The organism is Streptomyces sp. KPB2 (assembly GCF_003950055.1).
Taxonomy (GTDB): Bacteria; Actinomycetota; Actinomycetes; order Streptomycetales; family Streptomycetaceae; genus Streptomyces; species Streptomyces salinarius.
The window spans coordinates 7889858-7908804 of the sequence record NZ_CP034353.1; the positions used below are offsets into that span (position 1 = coordinate 7889858).

General features: G+C 72.1%; 18 protein-coding genes. 11 read left to right on the forward strand and 7 right to left on the reverse strand.

Going from position 1 to position 18947, the window contains the following annotated elements; genetic code table 11:
- Nucleotides 1-87: 87 nt before the first annotated feature.
- Entirely contained in the window at nucleotides 88-828 is a 741-nt protein-coding gene (locus D1J63_RS35775) for an SDR family oxidoreductase (protein ID WP_125634826.1), read from the reverse strand.
- A gap of 275 nt (nucleotides 829-1103) precedes the next feature.
- Here D1J63_RS35775 and D1J63_RS35780 point away from each other — a divergent pair, with 275 nt between their 5' ends.
- Nucleotides 1104-1556, forward strand: a complete 453-nt coding sequence (locus D1J63_RS35780) for a cupin domain-containing protein (RefSeq protein ID WP_125634828.1) — start codon at nucleotides 1104-1106, stop codon at nucleotides 1554-1556.
- 118 nt (nucleotides 1557-1674) lie between these two features.
- On the opposite strand, the gene D1J63_RS35785 is transcribed toward D1J63_RS35780, so the two are convergent.
- The 3 genes from D1J63_RS35785 to D1J63_RS35795 all read right to left on the reverse strand — a co-directional run bounded on the left by D1J63_RS35785 (nucleotide 1675) and on the right by D1J63_RS35795 (nucleotide 4336).
- On the reverse strand, nucleotides 1675-2169 hold the full coding sequence (locus D1J63_RS35785; RefSeq protein ID WP_125634830.1) for a cupin domain-containing protein: 495 nt from the start codon (nucleotides 2167-2169) through the stop codon (nucleotides 1675-1677).
- Between the two features lie 45 nt (nucleotides 2170-2214).
- A complete protein-coding gene (locus D1J63_RS35790; RefSeq protein ID WP_125634832.1) occupies nucleotides 2215-3750 on the reverse strand; it encodes an MFS transporter in 1536 nt (511 codons plus the stop codon).
- 115 nt (nucleotides 3751-3865) lie between these two features.
- Nucleotides 3866-4336, reverse strand: a complete 471-nt coding sequence (locus tag D1J63_RS35795) for a carboxymuconolactone decarboxylase family protein (RefSeq protein ID WP_006131870.1) — start codon at nucleotides 4334-4336, stop codon at nucleotides 3866-3868.
- Between the two features lie 263 nt (nucleotides 4337-4599).
- On the opposite strand from D1J63_RS35795, the gene D1J63_RS35800 reads away from it, so the two are divergent.
- The 5 genes from D1J63_RS35800 (at nucleotide 4600) to D1J63_RS35820 (ending at nucleotide 10634) form a co-directional block, all read left to right on the forward strand.
- A complete protein-coding gene (locus D1J63_RS35800) occupies nucleotides 4600-5388 on the forward strand; it encodes a DUF427 domain-containing protein (protein ID WP_125634834.1) in 789 nt (262 codons plus the stop codon).
- Nucleotides 5389-5489: 101 nt separating this feature from the next.
- Entirely contained in the window at nucleotides 5490-6440 is a 951-nt protein-coding gene (locus D1J63_RS35805; protein ID WP_125634836.1) for an alpha/beta hydrolase, read from the forward strand.
- A gap of 18 nt (nucleotides 6441-6458) precedes the next feature.
- On the forward strand, nucleotides 6459-7178 hold the full coding sequence (locus D1J63_RS35810) for an alpha/beta hydrolase (protein WP_125634838.1): 720 nt from the start codon (nucleotides 6459-6461) through the stop codon (nucleotides 7176-7178).
- 108 nt (nucleotides 7179-7286) lie between these two features.
- Nucleotides 7287-7628, forward strand: coding sequence for a hypothetical protein (locus D1J63_RS35815; protein WP_125634839.1), 342 nt, complete (start codon nucleotides 7287-7289; stop codon nucleotides 7626-7628).
- A gap of 234 nt (nucleotides 7629-7862) precedes the next feature.
- Complete coding sequence (locus D1J63_RS35820; protein WP_125634841.1) at nucleotides 7863-10634, forward strand: LuxR family transcriptional regulator; 2772 nt, start codon at nucleotides 7863-7865, stop codon at nucleotides 10632-10634.
- A gap of 20 nt (nucleotides 10635-10654) precedes the next feature.
- Here the strand turns inward: D1J63_RS35820 and D1J63_RS35825 are convergent, their stop codons facing one another.
- Nucleotides 10655-11062 (reverse strand): OsmC family protein, encoded by a 408-nt coding sequence (locus D1J63_RS35825; protein ID WP_125634843.1) that lies wholly within the window; start codon nucleotides 11060-11062, stop codon nucleotides 10655-10657.
- A 180-nt stretch (nucleotides 11063-11242) separates the two neighbouring features.
- On the opposite strand from D1J63_RS35825, the gene D1J63_RS35830 reads away from it, so the two are divergent.
- Complete coding sequence (locus D1J63_RS35830; RefSeq protein WP_125634845.1) at nucleotides 11243-11986, forward strand: NAD(P)H-binding protein; 744 nt, start codon at nucleotides 11243-11245, stop codon at nucleotides 11984-11986.
- Between the two features lie 21 nt (nucleotides 11987-12007).
- Here D1J63_RS35830 and D1J63_RS35835 read toward each other — a convergent pair whose 3' ends face one another.
- Complete coding sequence (locus tag D1J63_RS35835) at nucleotides 12008-14746, reverse strand: LuxR family transcriptional regulator (protein ID WP_164713125.1); 2739 nt, start codon at nucleotides 14744-14746, stop codon at nucleotides 12008-12010.
- 202 nt (nucleotides 14747-14948) lie between these two features.
- On the opposite strand from D1J63_RS35835, the gene D1J63_RS35840 reads away from it, so the two are divergent.
- From D1J63_RS35840 to D1J63_RS35850, 3 genes are all read left to right on the forward strand, one after another.
- On the forward strand, nucleotides 14949-15281 hold the full coding sequence (locus D1J63_RS35840; RefSeq protein WP_125634849.1) for a hypothetical protein: 333 nt from the start codon (nucleotides 14949-14951) through the stop codon (nucleotides 15279-15281).
- Nucleotides 15282-15420: 139 nt separating this feature from the next.
- Entirely contained in the window at nucleotides 15421-16854 is a 1434-nt protein-coding gene (locus D1J63_RS35845) for an aldehyde dehydrogenase family protein (RefSeq protein WP_232249397.1), read from the forward strand.
- Between the two features lie 144 nt (nucleotides 16855-16998).
- Complete coding sequence (locus D1J63_RS35850; RefSeq protein ID WP_125634852.1) at nucleotides 16999-17829, forward strand: helix-turn-helix transcriptional regulator; 831 nt, start codon at nucleotides 16999-17001, stop codon at nucleotides 17827-17829.
- Between the two features lie 27 nt (nucleotides 17830-17856).
- Here the strand turns inward: D1J63_RS35850 and D1J63_RS35855 are convergent, their stop codons facing one another.
- A complete protein-coding gene (locus tag D1J63_RS35855) occupies nucleotides 17857-18357 on the reverse strand; it encodes a malonic semialdehyde reductase (RefSeq protein ID WP_232249398.1) in 501 nt (166 codons plus the stop codon).
- 110 nt (nucleotides 18358-18467) lie between these two features.
- Between D1J63_RS35855 and D1J63_RS35860 the strand changes: the two genes are divergently transcribed.
- Nucleotides 18468-18869 (forward strand): helix-turn-helix domain-containing protein, encoded by a 402-nt coding sequence (locus tag D1J63_RS35860; protein ID WP_125634854.1) that lies wholly within the window; start codon nucleotides 18468-18470, stop codon nucleotides 18867-18869.
- The last annotated feature ends 78 nt before the right edge of the window (nucleotides 18870-18947 follow it).

Genomic DNA, 18947 nt, shown 5'->3' on the forward strand with positions numbered 1-18947 from the left:
GCGGCGCCGGCCGCGGACACGGTGGGTGTCGCATGGCGACAGGTCTGAGGGGGAGATCCGGGCGCCGGGCAGCGCCGCCCGGCGGGGTCAGCGGCTCTTGAGCCACTGGGTGAACGTGTGGTGGCCCAGCCGGGCGTCCGGCCCCGGAAGCAGGGCGCGCTCCTCGAGCACCGCACCGAAGAACGGGGCCCGCGCGTCGGAGATCACCGGGTCGGACCGGCCGAGGAGAGCGAGTACGTCGGCCGTCATGTCCTCCAGCCGCAGCTCCTCGGGCCCGGCCGTCTCGACCACCCCGAACTCCGGCAGCCCCACCGCGACATGGGCGAGGAGCCCGGCGACGTCGTCGGCCGAGACGGGCCGCAGCAGCAGCGGCGGCACATGTACGCCGTCGGGCCGGGCGCCGGCCGCGGCGGCGGCCTCCACGGACTCGTGGAACGGCGTGGCGCGCACCACGGAGTACGGCACGGTGGTGTGCCGGGCCAGGTCCTCCTGCGTCGCCTTGGCCCGGAAGTAGCCCGACCCGATCCGGTCGGCGCCCACCACCGACAGCGCGACGTAGTGCTCGACGTTCGCCGCGGCCGCCGCCTGGAGGAGGTTGCCCGTCGCGGTGGTGAAGAACGCCGTGCTGGCCTGCTGCCGCCGGGAGGGCGCGTCGGTGACGTCCACGATCACCTCGGCGCCGCGCAGCGCCCGGTCCAGGCCCTGGCCGGTGCTGACGTCGACTCCTTCCCCACGCGACACGGGCACGACCTCCACCCCGTGGTCCCGGAGCCGTGCGACGGTCCGGGAACCGATCAGTCCGGTGGCACCTGCAACGACGACTCTCATCTGCGTCTCCTCCGTCGGGGGCCGATGGCCCCGGTGGGTGTCGTGGGCGGATCGTGGCGGATGCGCAGTGCCACCGTGCCCGTCTCTCCTAGACAGGTCGGGGCTCCTACGTGTGACACCGTGCGGGGGCGGCCGCCGCACCCCGCCGCGGCGCGGTGTCACAGACCCGCTCGGTCCCCGGTCAGGAGGGCGAGCGGTCATCACGACCGGAGACGACCCGTGACGGCGGACGAAGTGCCGCCCGGTCACGGCGGAACCACGGAAGGTGCGACTCGATGTCGGAGAATGCACAGCACGCCCACCACGGACACGGAACCGGCGACGCGGACGGCCCCAGCTGGACCCGTGCGGCGAAGATGATCCAGGACGCCTCGCCGATCGTCGTCCCCGAGGGCGCCTCGGCGATGACCGTCCACGTCGAGTGGGAGCCGGGCGACCCCGGCACCCCGCCGCACCGCCACTCCGGCCCGGCGTTCGGATACGTCATCAAGGGCGCCGTCCGCTTCGAGCTGGAGGGTGAGCCCGAGCGTGTGGTCGAGGCCGGCGGCACGTTCTGGGAGCCGGGCGGCGACGCCATCCACTACCAGGACGGCAACGCGCTCAGCGACCAGAAGACGGAGTTCGTCGTCACGATGATGTGCGCGCCCGGCAAGCCCATGCTGGAGCTGGTCGACGAGAAGGAACTCAAGGAGCGCGCCCACCTGCGCGCACCCCGGCCCACCGCCTGACCCTCGGTCGGGCACGTACGACAGGGCCCCGCACCCGCGACACCGGCCAGGCCGGGAGGTCACGGATGCGGGGCCCTGTCGCGCGTGCGGTCGACGGCTCCCGCTCCTGCCCCTGCTCCTACTCCACGAAGTACGAGTCGTGCCGGTCGAAGAACGCTGCACGCTCCTCCTCGGAAGCGTGCCCCAGCTGGGAGACCTGCTCGAAGTACTCCTCGCGCGGGGCGCCCGGGGTGAACAGCAGCAGCATGCCGGCCGGTTCGTCGGAGTCGTTGCGGAAGGCGTGCAGCCCTCCCTGGGGGACGTGCAGGAAGTCACCTTTGCGGGCGTCGACCCACTGCACACCGTCGAAGACGCGCACGGTGCCGTCCAGAATGAAGAAGGACTCCGAGATCCGCTTGTGGAAATGGGTTTTGGGGCCGCCCGCCCGGGGCCGCATCTCGACCCGGTACAGCCCGAACTCGCCCCGTGTGGTGGCCGTGGTGGCCAGATGGTGGGTGGCGTCCTTTCCGACACCGCTCTCACCCAGGTTCGGCGGCGTGGCGGCCGGCCGGAAGACGGCGCTGACCTCCCCGTCCTCACCCCAGTACTTCTGCTCCGGGTACGGGTACGACATGTCTGGTTCCTTTCGTACGGCAAGCGCCGCGCGCGGCGCCGGCTGTCATTCGACGGCTTGACGATGGGCGAAGCGGGACACCAGCGGCGGTTCCGTCAGCCAGCCGTGGGTGTGCCCGTGCGCCGGACGAGGGACGGTGGCGGACCGCCGCAACGTGCCGAAAGCGACCGCCGCGCCGACGGCGAGCAGGAGCGCGCACAGCGGCATGGCCCGGCCGAACGAGGCATCGAAGGCCGCGTCCGACCGGTAGGCCTCCGGACCCATCCCGACCAGCAGCGGGAGCGCCGCGACGGACACCAGCCCCGCCGCCCGGGCCGCGGCGTTGTTGATGCCGCTCGCCAGCCCGGCGTTCGAGGCGTCCACCGAGGCGAGCAGGGTCACGGTCAGAGGGGCGACCATGACGACCATGCCGGCGCCCATCACCAGGAGGGCCGGGAGGATGTCATGGACGTAGGACGCACCCGGACCGACCCGCAGCATCAGCAGCATCCCCGCTCCGCACACCAGCGGGCCGACGGTGAGCGGGGCCCGCGGCCCCAGCCGCTGGGCGAGCATCCCGGCGTGGGACGAGAACAGCAGCATCAGCACGGTGTTCGGCAGCATCGCCGCCCCGGCGGCCAACGCCGAGTACCCGACGGCGATCTGCAACTGCAGCGCGGTCAGGAAGAAGAACCCGCCCGTCCCCGCGTAGACGCACAGGGTGATCACGTTGACGGCGGTGAACTGCCGGGAGGAGAAGATCGCCAACGGCATCATGGGGTCATCGCTGCGTCGTTCGACGCGGAGGAACACGGCCCCCGCGACGACACCTCCGACGGCCGCGGCGACGGCCACGGTCCCGCCGCCGCGCGCCTCCGTCAGCGCGTAGGTGACCAGCGCCAGGGCCAGGGCCCCCAGCACGGCGCCGGGAACGTCGAAGCCGACCCCGCGCCGGGCAATCGCGCCGGCCTTGGCAACCGCTTCCGCGCGCGATGCGCCCACGGACTCCGGAACATGGCGCAGGGCGACGGGGACGCACAGCAGCGCCGGGACGGCACTCAGCACGAAGGTCCAGCGCCAGCCTGGCCCGTCCACCAACCACCCGCCCACGAACGGCCCCAGAGCGGCGCCGATGCCGCCGAACCCCGACCACAGGCCGATCGCGCGCGGCCGGTCGTCCGGATGGAAGGAGGCCTCGATGATCGCCAGTGACCCGGGCGTGAGCAGCGCGCCCCCCACGCCCTGCAGGGCCCGGGCGGCGATGAGCGTGGTGGTGTCCGGCGCCACGGAGCACAGCAGGGAGGCGACCGCGAACCACACCAGGCCCAGGACGAAGACGCGACGTCGCCCGAACCGATCGCCCAGGGAACCGCCCAGCAGGATGAGTCCCGCCAGGGTCAGCATGTAGGCGTTCACCGTCCACTGGAGGACGCCGAGATCGGCGTCGAAATCCTGGCCGATGCGCGGGAGCGCGATGTTGGTGACCGTCGAGCCGAGCAGCACGACGCCGGAGCCAAGGACGGTGGCCAGGAGGGTCCACCGCCCACGCGCGCCGGCGATGCGAAGGGAAGCGATGCTCTCGGGAGCGGGGGAGGGGTTCATGTCGAGTCCTGTGGAGGCGTGGCCCGAGCGGTCCGTCGCCTGCTCGGGGGTCGGGGTGAGCAGGCGACGGACGGCACGCGTCCGGCCGCGCCGCCGCGCGGCCGGAGAGGCCGCGTCAGCCGAACATGCCGGGCTTGTAACCGCCCGCGGGCTGCTGGTTGATGACGTTGATGCGGTTGTAGGCGTTGATGACGGCGATCAGCGAGATCAGCGCGGCGAGCTGGTCCTCGTCGTAGTGCTTCGCGGCCTCGGCCCACACCTCGTCCGAGACACCGCCGGAGGCGTCCGCGATGCGGGTCCCCTGCTCGGTCACCGCCAGGGCCGCGCGCTCGGCGTCCGAGAAGACCGTGGCCTCGCGCCACACGGCGACCAGGTTCAGTCGCTGCTGGTCCTCGCCCGCCGCGGCGGCGTCCTTGGTGTGCATGTCCGTGCAGAAGCCACAGCCGTTGATCTGGCTGGCCCGGATCTTCACCAGCTCCTGGGTGGCGACCGGCAGAGCAGACTGGACCGCCGCTCCGGCCGAGTTCAGGTGCTTCATGACCTTGCCCGCGAGGGCGTTGCCGAAGTAATTGATGCGTGCGTCCATGACGTATCTCCTCAAGGGTGGAACGGTTACGGACCATTGACCGGGCGCCCGCGCGTTCTGTGACAACGGAATCCGCTCCGCATGACACCTCAAGGCACACCGTGTGAAGAAGAGCGCATCGCGGGCCGCGATCGGTGTGGTCGCCGGGGGCGGGCGATAGCATCGAACGAGTGGACCAGGCCCGTCGGCCCGAGTCGGCGCCGCCCTCCCGGGCCCCGGGTACGGCGAGCGCACCATCCTCCAGCGAACCCAAGGTGATCATCATGGCTACCGAGAGCGTCCTGCACCCGAGCCTCATCGTCCCGATCGGACACGTCGAGCCCGTTCCCCGTCGTATCCGGGGGACGGTCGGGGGCCGTGTCGCCTTCGACACCCGCCGCGCGCTGTACGTGTGGGAGTGGCAGGCGTACCCGCAGTTCAGCATCCCGATCGAGGACTTGGTGGAGGGCGTGCTCGACGACGACAAGCACACCGAGCAGTTCGGTGCCGGGCCCGCTCACCGCCACACCCTGCGGGTCGGCCCGGAGGTCCGTGCGGGAGCGGCCTGGGTCTGGGGGGAGGGCTCCCCCGAAGCCCTGCGCGACACGGTGCGCTTCGAATGGGAGGCGCTGGACGCCTGGTTCGAGGAGGACGAGCCGGTCTTCGTCCATCCGCGGAGCCCGTACTCGCGCGTGGACGCGCTGCGTTCGCGCAGCACCGTCCGGGTCGAGGTGGACGGCGTGGTACTGGCGGAAGCCTCCGGCTGCGTGAAGCTGTTCGAGACCGGTCTGCCGACCCGCTACTACCTCGACCCCATGAACATCGACTGGACCCGGCTGCGGCACTCCGACACGGTGACCCGGTGCCCCTACAAGGGAACGACGAGCGACTACTGGTCGTTCGACGGCGACACCGGCGCCCACGAGGACATCGCCTGGACGTACGACTTCCCGACCATCCACGCCAACCGCATCGCCGGACTGACCGCGTTCTACAACGAGCACGTCGACCTGTACGTCGACGGCTCCCTGCTGCCGAGGCCGGTGGACTCCACCCGGGTGGCCTCCGACTAGCCGGACCATTGGTGCGGGCCCGACGCGTCACACATCGACTCCTCACACGGTCTCATGAGGTGGAAAGGCATCCAAAAGCCTCATCACCGCAAGGAGTGACCATGAGCGACATCGTTCTCGAGCCCGCCGCGCAGGACTTCGCCAACGCCACCGCCAAGCCGCCGTTGCTGTACGAACTCGGTGTCGAGGGAGCCCGCAAGCTGCTCGACGACGTCCAGTCCGGTCCGGTGGAGAAGCCGGACGTGGACGAGAAGTGGATCACCGTGCCCGCCGAGGTCGGTGACGTGCGGGTGCGCATCCTCAAGCCCGCCGGAACCACCGGCGTGCTGCCCGTCATCCTCTACGTGCACGGCGGCGGCTGGATTCTCGGGAACGCCGGGACCCACGACCGTCTCGTGCGGGAGCTGGCCGTGGGCGCGGAGGCGGCCGTGGTCTTCGTCGAGTACGACCGCTCCCCGGAGGCCAAGTACCCCGTCGCCATCGAGCAGGCCTACGCCACCGCTCAGTGGGTCACCACCAAGGGCGTCGACGAGGGCCTGGACGGCTCCCGCATGGTCGTCGCCGGCGACTCCGTCGGCGGCAACATGAGCGCCGCCCTCACCCACATGGCCAAGCGGCGCGGCGACGTGACCTTCCTGCACCAGTCCCTGTACTACCCCGTCACCGACGCCGGGCAGGACACGGAGAGCTACCGCGTCTTCGCGCACGGGCCGCACCTGACCGCGAAGGCCATGGAGTGGTTCTGGAACGCCTACGCCCCCGATCCGGCGGAGCGGGGCCAGATCACGGCCTCGCCGTTGCGCGCCACCCTGGAGGACCTCCGGGGGCTGCCTCCGGCGTTCGTCGTGGTCGACGAGAACGACGTGCTGCGCGACGAGGGCGAGGCGTACGCCCGCAAGCTGATCCAGGCCGGGGTGCCGACCACGAGTGTCCGCTACAACGCCAGCCTGCACGACTTCATGATGCTGAACCCGGTCCGCGGAACGCAGGCCTCCACCGCGGCGATCGAGCAGGCGGTCCACGTCCTGCGCAAGGCCCTCGGCACCCACTGATCCGGAAGGGCCACTCTCATGAGCGCACAGAAACCGACCATCGTCCTCGTGCACGGCGCGTTCGCGGACTCGTCCAGCTGGAACGGAGTGGTCGCCAGGCTCCGGTCGCACGACTATCCGGTGGTGGCCGCGAGCAATCCGCTGCGCGGGCTGACCGAGGACAGCGCGTACGTCAGACAACTCCTGGAGTCCATCGACGGGCCCGTGGTCCTCGCCGGGCACTCCTACGGCGGCTCGGTCATCAGCAACGCCGCGACGGGACTCGACCACGTCAAGGCTCTCGTGTTCGTAGCGGCGTTCCTGCCGGACGAGGGCGAGAGCGCGGTCGACCTGTCCGGCAGGTTCCCGGGCAGCACCCTGGGGGAGACGCTCCGCCCGGTGCCGGTCACGCTCCCCGGCGGCGGCCGGGCCGCTGACCTCTACATCGAGCAGAGCAGGTTCCACCAGCAGTTCGCCGCCGACGTCCCGGAGGAGACCACGGCGGTCATGGCGGCCACTCAGCGGCCCGTGGCCGACGCCGCGCTCGCGGAGGGCGCCTCGGCGCCGGCGTGGAGGGACATCCCGTCCTGGGTCCTCGTGGCTTCCGAGGACCGCAACATCCCGGCCCAGGTACAGACGTACATGGCCGAGCGCGCGAAGGCCACGGTGGTGCACGTCACCGCTTCCCACGCGGTCAGCGTGTCGCGTCCGGGCGAGGTCGCCCGGCTGATCAACGAGGCGGCGCAGGCGACCGGTTGAGCGGCGGGTGGGCCGCCGCCCTCCCGGGAGGACCGGCGGCGGCCCACCGGCGCCGCGCCCACCGCGGCGCCGCGTCACGTCCCGACCGGAGTGACACGGGAGTACCTCATGAACACGAGCAGACAGGCCGCTCGCGGGCTGGCCGACATACAGGCGTTTCTGTACCGCGAGGCGCACCTCAGTGCCGCTCGTCGGCGGGTGTCCGCCTTCACGGCGAAGGCCGAGGGGCTGACCCACGGACAGAGGATGGACCTGGAGCGGTGGTATCTGGAGGAACAGAAGTACGTCGCCCGCATGGTGACCGAGCACATCGCGGAGCGCATCGGCGCGGCCGAGGCGGCGTACCGCCTCCGGTTCGGCCGCTGGCTGCGAGGCACGCTGATAGCCATGACCGCGATCGGCCTGGCGATCTTCGTGTGCACGGCGGTCGTGGTGGGTTCGATGACCTGATCGACCGGCACCGTACCAGGTCACCGCAGGATCCGTAGCGGCGGCTTCCGGCCACTGGGCTCTGGTCGGAACGCGATGCCGGGAAGACGCGGACGCGGCAGAAGGCAGAGAGGGCGCAGGCGAGGGCATCAGAGCCCCCGGTCCCGAGCGTCTGCGCGCGAGCCTTGGCAATCAGTTTGAGACAGGTCTACGGAAAGTGAAACGCCGGGGTATCGTGACAGCCGGGAGGCTGCCATGGCGAGGGACGGCGCACGGACCGAGCTCATCGGGCGGCAGGACGAGTGCAAGGTCCTCGACGACCTCCTCGCACAGGCCAGAGCGGGCCGCAGCGGCGTGCTGGTGGTACGCGGTGAGGCGGGCATCGGCAAGACCGAGCTGCTGAACCACCTGCTCGACCGGGCCACCGGGTGCCGCGTCGTCAGAGCGGTCGGCGTGCAGTCCGAGATGGAGCTCTCCTACGCCGGGCTGCACCAGCTCTGCGCGCCCCTGCTGTCCCACCTGGACGGCATCCCCGAGCCGCAGCGCGACGCCCTGCGCACGGCATTCGGAATGCAGGTCGGGGACGCTCCCGACCGGTTTTTGGTCGGCCTGGCCGCATTGAGCCTGCTCGCCGCCGCCGTCGGCGACGGGCCGTTGCTGTGCCTGGTCGACGACGCACAGTGGCTGGACCGAGTCTCGGCCCAGACGCTGGAGTTCGTCGCCCGACGCCTGCTCGCCGAACCCGTCCTGCTGGTCCTGGCCGTCCGCGAGTCCGGCGCCCGCGAGGTGCTCGCCGACCTCCCGGAGCTCGCCGTACGCGGACTGGGCGAGCGCGATTCCCGCCGGCTCCTCGACTCGGTCGTCACCGGCCCGCTCGACCAGCGGGTACGCGACCGCATCGTCGCCGAGACGCGCGGCAACCCGCTGGCCCTGGTGGAGCTGCCGCGCGGCCTGACCCTCCTCGAGATGGCCGGCGGATTCGGCGTACCGGACACGCGTCCGCTGTCCAGCCAGATCGAGGCGGGCTTTCTCCGCCGCATCGAGTCCCTCTCCGCGCAGACGCAGCAGTTCCTGCTCATCGCCGCCACCGAACCGGTCGGCGATGTGTCCCTGCTGCGCAGTGCCGCCGAACGCCTCGGCATCGACGTGGACCGCGCCACCACCGAAGCCGAGGCGTCGGGTCTGATGACCCTCGGCACCTGGGTCCGCTTCCGCCACCCACTGGTGCGCTCCGCGGCGTACCGCGCCGCCGGGTTCGAGGAGCGCCGGCGCGTGCACGCGGCCCTGGCCGAGTCGATCGACGCCACGCTCTATCCGGAACGCCGTGTCTGGCACCTGGCCAGTGCCGCGACGGGCCCGGACGAGAACGTCGCCGCCGAACTGGAGGGCTCCGCCGGGCGAGCGCACGCCCGCGGGGGTGTCGCCGCGGCGGCGGCCTTCCTGGACCGAGCCACCGCGCTGACCCCCGATCCGGTGCGCCGCGGAACGAGAGCACTGGCCGCGGCGCGGGCGAAGTACCAGGCGGGCGCCTTCGACACCGCGCGTGAACTGGTCGACGCGGCGGAGCTGAGCCCTCTGGAAGAGGTCGAAGCGGGACGTGCGACCTTGCTGCGCGGGCAGATCATGTCGGCGGCCAAGAGCGCCGGCGCCGGACTGCCGCTCCTGCTCGAAGCGGCGAAGCGGCTCCAGCCGTTCGACTCCGCACTCGCCGACCAGACGTACCGGGACGCGATCTACGCGGCCCTGACCGCGGGCCGACTGGCCACGGGAGGGGTCCGAGACGTCGCCGAGGCGGTGCTCAGCACGCCGGGTCACACCGGCACCGAGAGCCGGGAGACCCGCCTCCTGACCGGTCTCGCCCGGGTGGTGACCGAGGGCTACGCGGTGGGCGCGCCGATCCTCCTGGACGCCGTGGCGGCGTTCCGGGAGGGGGAACTCTCTTCGGAGGACGGCCTGGGCTGGCTGCCCTTTGCCTGCCGCATGGCGCACAACACCTGGGACTTCGCCGCCTGGTCCGAGCTGTCGGCGCGGCTGGTCGACCTCGCTCGCGGCAACGGCGCGCTCGCCGTACTGCCCTCGGCCCTCCTGCTGCGCCTGTCGAACCGGGTGTTCGCCGGTGACCTGCGCGGCGCCGCCTCCCTGACCGTGGAGGCGAGCGCGATCGGCGAAGCCACGGGCAGCAGCTTCTTCGCCCACTACGGCGCACTCGTCCTGGAGCCCTTCAGAGGGCGGGAGTCGGCCACCCGGCAGGCGATCGAGACCCTTACCGAGGACCGACTCCTGCGCGGCGAGGGCAAGGTGACGACGGCCACCCAATGGGCCGCCGCCGTCCTCTGCAACGGCCTCGGCAGGTACGAGGAGGCCTACGCCGCGGCGGAGCGGGGCTGTGAGAACCCGCAGGAGCTTGGCCTGTCCCTCCAGTCCCGGGTCGAACTCGTCGAAGCGGCCGTGCGCCTCGGGCGAACCGAGCGGGCCGCCGAGGCCGTACGCACGATCGAGGAGATGGCCCGGGTCAGCGGCACCCCCTGGGCGCTCGGCACCTCCGCCGCAGCGCGCGCCCTGGTGAGCGAGGGAGAGACGGCCGACGCCCTGCACCGCGAAGCGATCGAGCGGCTCGACGCGGCCGGGGTCCGGATGGACAGCGCCCGCGCGCGGCTTCGGCACGGGGAGTGGCTGCGCCTGGAACGGCGACGGGCGCAGGCGCGAACCCGGCTGAGCGAGGCACACGAGATGCTCGACGCCGCCGGGGCCGAGGCGTTCGCGGAACGCGCCCGGCGTGAGTTGAAGGCCGTCGGCGTCAAGGTGCGCGTCGGCGCCACGGCGGAGAACGCGGTCCTCACCGCGAAGGAGGTCGAGATCGCCCGGCTCGTGCAGGGCGGCTTCACCAATCCAGAGATCGGCGCGCGGCTCTTCCTCAGCCCGCACACGGTCGAATGGCATTTGCGGAAGGTCTTCGTGAAACTCGGCGTCTCTTCCCGCAAGGAGATCGGTTCGGTGCGCCTGGAGGCGATGGCGACCGCGCCCTGACCCGTCCGACGAAGGCCGGCTCAGACGTGCGACGCCTCCGGCTCCGCCAGCAGGGCGGGCACGGTGACGATCTTCGCCTCCCGGGCCAGCAGGCGGTGGACCGGACAGCGCCCGGCCGCCGCCAGCAACTGCTCCCGCTGAGCGGGCTCCAGGTCGCCGCTCAGCCCGACGTTCTTGACGATGTCACCCTGCTCACCGAACCGTACGGCCACGTCGATCCGCTCCAGTGGCCAGTCGTGACGGTCCGCCAGAGCCCGCACGGCCATGGAGGTGCAGGACCCCAGGGCGGCCAGCAGCAGCTCGCCCGGGGTGGGGCCCTCGTCGGCGCCGACGGGCTCGGGCTCGTCGGCGGTCAGGTGGTGCGTGCCGATCGAGACGGAACGGGTGAGCCGTGCGCCTTCGGCGACGGTCACGATGCGCGTGATCATGGGTCTTCCTCTCGGCCGAGGTACGGGGACCGGGCGAGGGCCGGCAGGTCCCTCTTCCGCAGTGACCGGGTGGCACGGGCGTGTGTGACACTCCGGCCGGTGAGGGGATGTCACAGCCGCAGCGCGTGTCCTGTCACCAGGGTGTGGAGCACAAACCATGTCGGCGGGAAGAGGCAGCACATGCGGGTGGCCGTGGCCGGAGGAACCGGTCTGGTGGGCAAGTACGTGGTCGCGGAGTTGCGGGCCACCGGACACGAACCCGTGGTCCTCGCCCGTTCGCACGGCGTGGACCTCACCACCGGGGCGGGCCTGGCCGAGAAACTGTCCGGCAGCGACGCGGTGATCGACGTGGTGAACATCGTCACCACGAGAAGGAAGACCGCCGTCGACTTCTTCTCCCGGACGACCGGCCACCTGATCGCCGCCGCGCGCGCCGGCGGGGTCGGGCATCTGGTCACCCTGTCGATCGTCGGCAGTGACGAGGTCGACTTCGGGTACTACTTCGGCAAGCGCGCCCAGGAGCAACTGGTCCGCGCCTCAGGCGTGCCGTGGACGGTGGTGCGTGCCACCCAGTTCTTCGAGTTCCCGGAACCGCTGCTGAACGGCGCGTCACCGGTGGTCATGGTGCCCAGGATGCTGACCCGGCCCGTCGCCGCCCAGGACGTCGCCGAGACGCTGGTCGAGTACGCGGTCGGGGGGCCGGCGGGCCTGGCACCCGTGATCGCGGGGCCCGACCAGCTGGACATGGTGGACATGGCGCGACGCATCGCGCGGGCGCGGGGCCGACGCCGCCTGGTGGTTCCGGTGACGCTCCCGGGCAAGGTCGGCAAGGCCATGACCACGGGCGGTCTGCTGCCACGCGGGGAGTACCTGCGCGGCCGCCGGACCTTCGACGCCCACCTCGCGTCCCTCCGGGCGACCTGACACCGGGTCGGGCGGCGCCGCTCACAGGACGGTGCTCAGGAGGCGCCGGGAGGTGATGCCCAACTTGGCGTACACCTTCCGCAGATGCCATTCCACGGTGTGCGGGCTCAGGAACAACTGGGCGCCGATCTCGGAGTTGGTGAGCCCGTCCCGGGCCAGGCGCGCGATCTGGCTCTCCTGAGGCGTGAGCGCCACGGTGGCGGCGTCGCGGCGGGCCACCGTCTCGCCGGTGGCCCGCAGTTCGCGGAGGGCGCGTTCGGCGAACGCCTGCGCGCCGAACCGGGCGAACAGGGCGTGGGCCATCCGCAACTGCGTCCGGGCGTCGGCGCGGCGGCCCTCCCGCCGCAGCCACTCTCCGTACAGCAGTCGCGCCCGGGCCGTCTCCATGGCGGCCCGGGTACGGCCGAGGCGCTCGATCGCCGCCCGGTACAGCTCGTCGGCCGCGGTTCCGTCACTGAGCAGGGCGCGGCAGCGCTGCTGGACGCCCAGTGCCCAGTCCGTGGCGGCGGCGTCCGTGTCCCGGGTCAGCCGCACCAGCGCCGCCTCGGCCACGTCGAGCCGGCCGCTGCGCGCCCCGGCCTCCACCACCTCCACCAGCCCCCAGCCGGCCGCGACCAGGTCCCGCGGGTGCGCGCTCGCCCGACGGGCGGCCTCCAGCGCCTCCTCGTACCGGCCCAGGCCGTTGAGGAGCACGGCCTCCGCCCGGCTCGCGACGGCCACCCCGATGCCCTCCCCGCGGCCGAGGGCATCCTCCGTGCCGCCCTCGATCAACGGTGCGGCTTCGCTCGCGCGCCCCTGCCAGGCTGCGAGCGTCATCGTGCCGTACGGCGAGAAACCGCTTCCGACCGCCTCCTGGACCCGGCCGGTCTCCGCGATGAGCAGCGCCGCCGCGTCCAGTTCACCGGCGGTCGTGTGGACGACCACCCGCGAGTTGAGCGCGAGTGGCAACTCGGTCAGTGCGCCGACGGCACGGGCGGTGCGCACATGGCGGGTGACCAGTTCCGTCCAGGCGTCGTGGTCCCACATGTCGGCCGCCAGTGCCGAAGCCACCCACGACCAGCGCAGTACCTCGTCGGGCTCGGTCTCCCGGCGGAAGGCGCGTACCGCGTCGCGCGAGACGGGGACCGCGTCGCGATACCCGTCGAGGAAACGGGTGGTGAGCGCGTCCAGCAGCAGATCGGCGTTGCGCGGCGGTCCTGTGCGGGGCGGGGCCGTCCCGCGCGCGGCCGCGGCCACCTCGCCTACGAGCGCCTCCGGCGTGAGGCGTCCGGCGAACATGGCCGCCGAGAGGGCGTCCAGGAACGTCTCGCGGGCCAGGCCCACGTCGAGCGGGACCAGGCGTCGCGCGGTGGCCAGCAGCCTGGGGAGCACTTCGTCCACGCGGCTGGAGGCGAAGGAGATCCGGGCCTCGACGAGATCCGCGCGGGCCCGGCCGAGTTCGTCGAGCGTGCCGGCCCGTGCCAGCTCCAGCAGGTCGCGGGCCGCGGCGGGCGCACCGGCGCGCAGCTTCGCCTGAGCCGCGGCGAGGGCACGCGTCGCCTTGCGCCGCGGGTGCGGCGTCAGTACGGCCGCGTGGGCGAGGAACGCGGCCGCCGCGGCGGTGCCGCCCCGCGCCCGCGCCCGTCCGGCCGACGCCTCCAGCTCCGCGGCGATGTCCTCGTCCGGCCGGACCGTGGCCCTCGCGAGGTGCCAGGCACGGCGGTCGGGATCGAGGTGCGGATCCGTAGCTTCGGCCAGCACGCGGTGCACCTCCCGCAGCTCCGCCAGCCCGGCCGACCGGTAGATCGCGGAGCGCACCAGCGGATGCCGGAAACGCACCAGCGCGCCGACGTCGAGCAGCCCCGCCGTCACCGCCGGCTCCGCCGCGTCCGGGTCGACGCCCAGTCGCTCGACGGCGTTGCGGAGCAGCGACACGTCACCGACCGGCTCGGCGGCGGCCGCCAGCAGCAGGCGCTGCGTCGGCTCCGGGAGCGAGCGGACCCGCGCGAGGTAGCTCCGCTCGATACGGCTGGTCACCCTTCCGGGACTGTGCGGAGCGGATCCCTCGACCGCTTCCGCGTCGACGCGGCCGTGGGGGAGTTCCAGCAGCGCCAGGGGGTTGCCGCGGGCCTCGGCGAGGACGCGGTCGCGGATCCGCTCGTCCATCGGACCTTCGGCGCTCGCGTCCAGCAGTGCGCGGGCGTCGGCGTCGTCCAGCCCGCGCAGCGTCAGTTCGGGCAGGCCGGCCAGGTCGTCGCGCCCCCGCTGCTCACGGGTGGCGAAGACCAGAGCCAGCGGTTCGGCGAGCATCCTTCGCGCCACGAACGCCAGCGTCTGTGCGGAGACCCGGTCGAGCCACTGGGCGTCGTCCACGAGGCAGAACAGCGGTCGCCGGGCGGCCACGTCGGTCAGCAGCCCGAGCACGGCCAGACCGACCAGGAACCTGTCCGGGGGCGGCCCCGCGCTCATCCCGAACGCCGTGGCCAGCGCTTTCGCCTGCGGCGGCGGGAGGGAGCCGGCGTGCCCGAGGAAGGGCGCGCACAACTGGTGCAGTCCCGCGAACGGAAGCTCCATCTCCGACTCGGCGCCCGCTCCCCGGGCGACCCGGTGCGTGGTGACGCGTGCCGCGAGATGATCCAGGAGGGCGGACTTTCCGATGCCGGCATCGCCGCGCAGAACCAGTACCGCGCTGCGACCTGCCTCCACCTCCGAGACCAGCCCGTCCAGCACCTCGTACTCACGGCCCCGGCCACGCAGCCGCTCCGAACCGTCCCCGCTCACGCAGCCCCCCACACGCGGTGAGCATAACAACACGGCGTGCGGCCGGGGCAGGAGGCGGCTGCCGCGGCCGTCTTCGGCGGCTGTCACAGAACGCAGAGCCGTCTCATCAAGAGAGCAGAACGCTTTCCAGCCCGCTCGCGCCGGTGTTCCGGTGCCGGCCCCGTCCGGCCCGGCATCGCGAGCCGAGAGGAGACGACCTCACATGCTGACCGCGATGGACCGTTCCAGCCCTTGGGACACCACGGAGACAGGGGCCCACGGGTGCGCACAGCCCGACAAGTGGCTGATCGGCGTGCCCTTCCGATCCACCTCTTCCCACGTGGTCTGGATGTACTACGTGGTGGGCGAGGCGGGTGACGTCTCCCGAGCGGTGCGCGTCGCCCTGGCGCGCGCCAACAGTGCTCGGGAGACGCGGGCGCGGGGCGGCGGGTCCGTCACGGCCCAGGACCTGGAGATCCGCAGGATCACGCTGGACGCCCTCGGGCAAACGCGTCTGGACGGCCCCGGCGACCGGTCGGCCGCGCCCTCGTGGTGAGGTCCGGGAGCGGAGGGCGGCGCCCGGCGCCGCAGCCGCGTCGTCCCGGGGCAGTGCCACGCGCGCACGGTCCTGTGACCCCGATCATGGGCCCGGGAGGGCATGGATGTCCCGCACCGCGCGGTGTTCGCTGGGCGACATGAACGACAGCCCCAGGATGCCCTTTCCGACTCCCTCCCACTGGATCGACGGCCGTGCCGTCACCGGTTCCGGACCGTTGATCGACGTGGTGAACCCCGCCGACGAATCGGTCATCGCCCACCTCCACGAGGCCACCGCCGACGACGTGGACGCGGCAGTCGACGCCGCGGTCGCCGCCTTCCCCGGGTGGTCCTCGACGCCCCCGCGGTACCGTGCGGACGTCATGCGACGCCTGGCCGAGGGCCTTCGGAAACGGAGCGAGGAACTGGCGGCCACCATCACCCTGGAGATGGGCGCCCCCATCGCCTTCTCCCGGCAGGCGCAGGTCGGATTCCCGGTCGCGTCCACTATGGCCGCGATCGCCGCGGCCGAGCGGTTCGAGTGGAGCGAGACGGTCGAGAACTCGCTCGTCGTCCGCGAGCCCATCGGAGTGGTGGGCGCCATCACCCCGTGGAACTTCCCGCTGCAGCAGTTGGTGACGAAGGTGGTCCCGGCGATGCTGGCGGGCAACAGTGTCGTCCTCAAGCCCTCGGAGATGTCACCCCTCAGCGCCCGGATGTTCGCGGAGATCGCCACGGAGGCCGGGCTGCCGAACGGTGTGTTCAACGTGGTGCAGGGGACCGGCCCGGTCGTCGGTGAGGCCCTGTCCCGCCATCCGAGGATCGACATGATCTCCTTCACCGGATCCACCCGTGCCGGCAAGAGCGTCTCCAGCGCCGCCTCCGCTACGGTGAAGCGGGTCGCACTCGAACTGGGGGGCAAGGCGGCCCACATCATCCTTCCCGGGGCCGACCTCGACTCCGCCGTCACCCGCGGACTCGCCTTCGCCTGGTCCAACGCCGGCCAGGCCTGCGGTGCCTACGTACGCATGCTCGTGCCCGAGGACCTTCAGACGGCCGTGGTCGACAGGCTCCGGACCGCTGCCCAGGAGTACGTGGTCGGTGACCCCGCCGACGAGGCCACGCGGATCGGACCCCTGGCCTCGGAGACCCAGCGCCGACGCGTCGACGACTACATCCGCCGCGGCATCGCCGACGGCGCCACCCTCGTGACGGGCGGCCCCGGCCGACCCGAGGGATTCGAGACCGGCGCCTACGTCAGGCCCACGATCTTCTCCGACGTCGCACCCGAGTCGGTCATCGCCCAGGAGGAGATCTTCGGCCCCGTCCTCGTCGTCATCCCTTACACCGACGAAAATCACGCCGTAGAGATCGCCAACGGCACGGTCTACGGGCTCAACGCCGCGGTGACCGGAGCAGAGGACCAGGCCATGGCGATCGCCATGCGCCTGCGTGTCGGCCAGGTCGACGTCAACGGCGGCCCGCACAACTTCCAGGCACCCTTCGGCGGCTACAAACAGTCCGGCAACGGCCGGGAGATGGGCCGTGCGGGCCTCGAGGAGTTCCTGGAGACCAAGGCGATCACACGCTGACGCACCGCACCAACGTGTCCGGGCGCAACACACTGTTCGCAGGGAATGGCACGCCCCGGATACCACGTTCACCTCATTGATCCACCGTGCCGCCCCGGCAGAACACCCCGACGGGGCGGCACGGCCCCGTGCGAGAGGACGACCATGGCAGACCGCGCGGCGCTGGCCGCTTTCCTGCGAGCACGCCGCGAGGCCCTCCAGCCCGAGGACGTCGGGTTGCCCCGCGGCCGCCGCAGGCGTACCGGAGGGCTGCGCCGGGAGGAGGTCGCGGCGCTGTGCGACATGTCGGTCGACTACTACGGCCGGCTGGAGCAGCCGCGAGGCCCGCACCCCTCGGAGCAGATGCTCACGGCGATGGCCCGCGGCCTGCGCCTGTCACTGGAGGAACGCGATCTCCTCTTCCAACTCGCCGGTCACGCCCTGCCGAGCCGGGTGCGACGCGGCGATCACGTCGCCCCCGGGATGATGCGCATCCTGGACCGGCTGGAGGACACTCCCGCCCAGGTGATGAACCACCTGGGCGAGACACTGAGCCAGACACGTCCCGCGCTGGCCCTGCTGGGTGACCAGACGGCCCACACGGGACTGGCCCGCAGTGCCCACTACCGCTGGTTCACCGACCCTGCCGCCCGTCTGGTCCACCCCGAGAGCGATCACGCCGAGCAGAGCCGTCTCATGGTGGCCGACCTCCACAGCGCCTACTCCCGCGACGGGGGCGACTCCGGCGCCGCCGCGCTCGTGGACGCGCTGAACCGGGAGAGTCCCGAGTTCGCGGGCCTGTGGCGGCAACGCCCCGTGCTGGGACCGTACTGCGCCGCCAAGCGCTTCGTGCACCCACAGGTCGGGACACTCGAACTGCACTGCCAGACGCTGATCGATCCCGACCACGGCCAGCGGCTCGTGGTCTACACCGCGACACCCGGCACGGAGAGCCACACCAACCTCCGGCTGCTGTCCCTCCTGCCGGTCCTGTGACGGTGCGGCTCTCGCGTCTGCCGGGGATCAGGCCCAGTCGAGGGCGTGCTCGTGGGCCAGCCGCGGCATGCGGTCGAACGCCGGAGGTACGGCCGGGTGGCCGATGTTGACGACCAGGATCGAGTGCCAGTCACCGTCGGCGAAGAACTCCTTGTCGATCCCGGCCGGGTCGAAGCCCGCCATCGGACCCGCGGCCAGGCCGAGGGCGCGGACGGCGAGGATGAAGTATCCGGCCTGAAGCGGTCCGTTGAACGAGGTGATGGCCTCACGCCGGGCGGGCTCGCCCTCGAAGAAGTCCTTCATCTCCGGGCGGACGGGCAGGACGTGCGGGAGGTGCTCGTGGAAGCGGTGGTCCACGGCGAGGACCGCGACGACGGGCGCCGAGGCCGACTTCGGCCGGTTTCCTTCGTCGAGGTGCGGCAGCAGACGCTCCTTGCCCTCGGCCGTACGGACGTACAGGACGCGCAGCGGCTGGGTGTTCGCGGCGGTCGGTGCCCAGCGGGCGAGCTCCCAGATGCTGGTGAGCATGGGGATGCTCCTGGCTCGGTGCTCGTTAAGGGAGAGTAGCTACGATAAGCCAGGTCGCTAGGAAAAACAGAGCGACCTTCGGCAGAGTAGCACCCGGTTACCCTGGGGGCATGGAGAAGGCGAAGGGCACTCGACCGGCCGACGCGGACGGCGTGGAGGCGCGGCAGCACCATCCGGCGGCTTGTGACGGTGCGCTGACCAAGGCGTTCGGCTTTCTCGGCAAGCGGTGGAACGGCGTCATCCTGGCCACCCTCCAACACGGACCCCTGGGCTTCGCCGAGTTGCGGCGCGCGGTGGAGGGCATCAGTGACTCGGTCCTCTCGGAACGGCTTTCCGAGCTGTCCGCCGCCGGTCTCGCGCATCGCGAGGTGGAACCCGGCCCGCCCGTCACGGTGCGCTACCGCCTCACTGAGGACGGGACGGCTCTGATGCCCATCCTCAGCGAGTTGGCCGGATGGGCGTCCCGGCACCTCCCGGACACGCCGGCCGCCCGGCGCGGTGGCCGAGGCTAGACCCTCGCCGCCTCGGTCGTACGAGAGGACGGACCGGCTTGCGGGGTCCTGTGTGACAACCTTGGCACCATCTCACAT

Excerpts from the sequence above, each read along its gene's own strand:
- D1J63_RS35775 (WP_125634826.1), bottom strand. The coding sequence starts at position 828 with ATGAGAGTCGTCGTTGCAGGTGCCACCGGACTGATCGGTTCCCGGACC.
- D1J63_RS35780 (WP_125634828.1), top strand. The coding sequence starts at position 1,104 with ATGTCGGAGAATGCACAGCACGCCCACCACGGACACGGAACCGGCGAC.
- D1J63_RS35785 (WP_125634830.1), bottom strand. The coding sequence starts at position 2,169 with ATGTCGTACCCGTACCCGGAGCAGAAGTACTGGGGTGAGGACGGGGAG.
- D1J63_RS35790 (WP_125634832.1), bottom strand. The coding sequence starts at position 3,750 with ATGAACCCCTCCCCCGCTCCCGAGAGCATCGCTTCCCTTCGCATCGCC.
- D1J63_RS35795 (WP_006131870.1), bottom strand. The coding sequence starts at position 4,336 with ATGGACGCACGCATCAATTACTTCGGCAACGCCCTCGCGGGCAAGGTC.
- D1J63_RS35800 (WP_125634834.1), top strand. The coding sequence starts at position 4,600 with ATGGCTACCGAGAGCGTCCTGCACCCGAGCCTCATCGTCCCGATCGGA.
- D1J63_RS35805 (WP_125634836.1), top strand. The coding sequence starts at position 5,490 with ATGAGCGACATCGTTCTCGAGCCCGCCGCGCAGGACTTCGCCAACGCC.
- D1J63_RS35810 (WP_125634838.1), top strand. The coding sequence starts at position 6,459 with ATGAGCGCACAGAAACCGACCATCGTCCTCGTGCACGGCGCGTTCGCG.
- D1J63_RS35815 (WP_125634839.1), top strand. The coding sequence starts at position 7,287 with ATGAACACGAGCAGACAGGCCGCTCGCGGGCTGGCCGACATACAGGCG.
- D1J63_RS35820 (WP_125634841.1), top strand. The coding sequence starts at position 7,863 with ATGGCGAGGGACGGCGCACGGACCGAGCTCATCGGGCGGCAGGACGAG.
- D1J63_RS35825 (WP_125634843.1), bottom strand. The coding sequence starts at position 11,062 with ATGATCACGCGCATCGTGACCGTCGCCGAAGGCGCACGGCTCACCCGT.
- D1J63_RS35830 (WP_125634845.1), top strand. The coding sequence starts at position 11,243 with ATGCGGGTGGCCGTGGCCGGAGGAACCGGTCTGGTGGGCAAGTACGTG.
- D1J63_RS35840 (WP_125634849.1), top strand. The coding sequence starts at position 14,949 with ATGCTGACCGCGATGGACCGTTCCAGCCCTTGGGACACCACGGAGACA.
- D1J63_RS35845 (WP_232249397.1), top strand. The coding sequence starts at position 15,421 with ATGAACGACAGCCCCAGGATGCCCTTTCCGACTCCCTCCCACTGGATC.
- D1J63_RS35850 (WP_125634852.1), top strand. The coding sequence starts at position 16,999 with ATGGCAGACCGCGCGGCGCTGGCCGCTTTCCTGCGAGCACGCCGCGAG.
- D1J63_RS35855 (WP_232249398.1), bottom strand. The coding sequence starts at position 18,357 with ATGCTCACCAGCATCTGGGAGCTCGCCCGCTGGGCACCGACCGCCGCG.
- D1J63_RS35860 (WP_125634854.1), top strand. The coding sequence starts at position 18,468 with ATGGAGAAGGCGAAGGGCACTCGACCGGCCGACGCGGACGGCGTGGAG.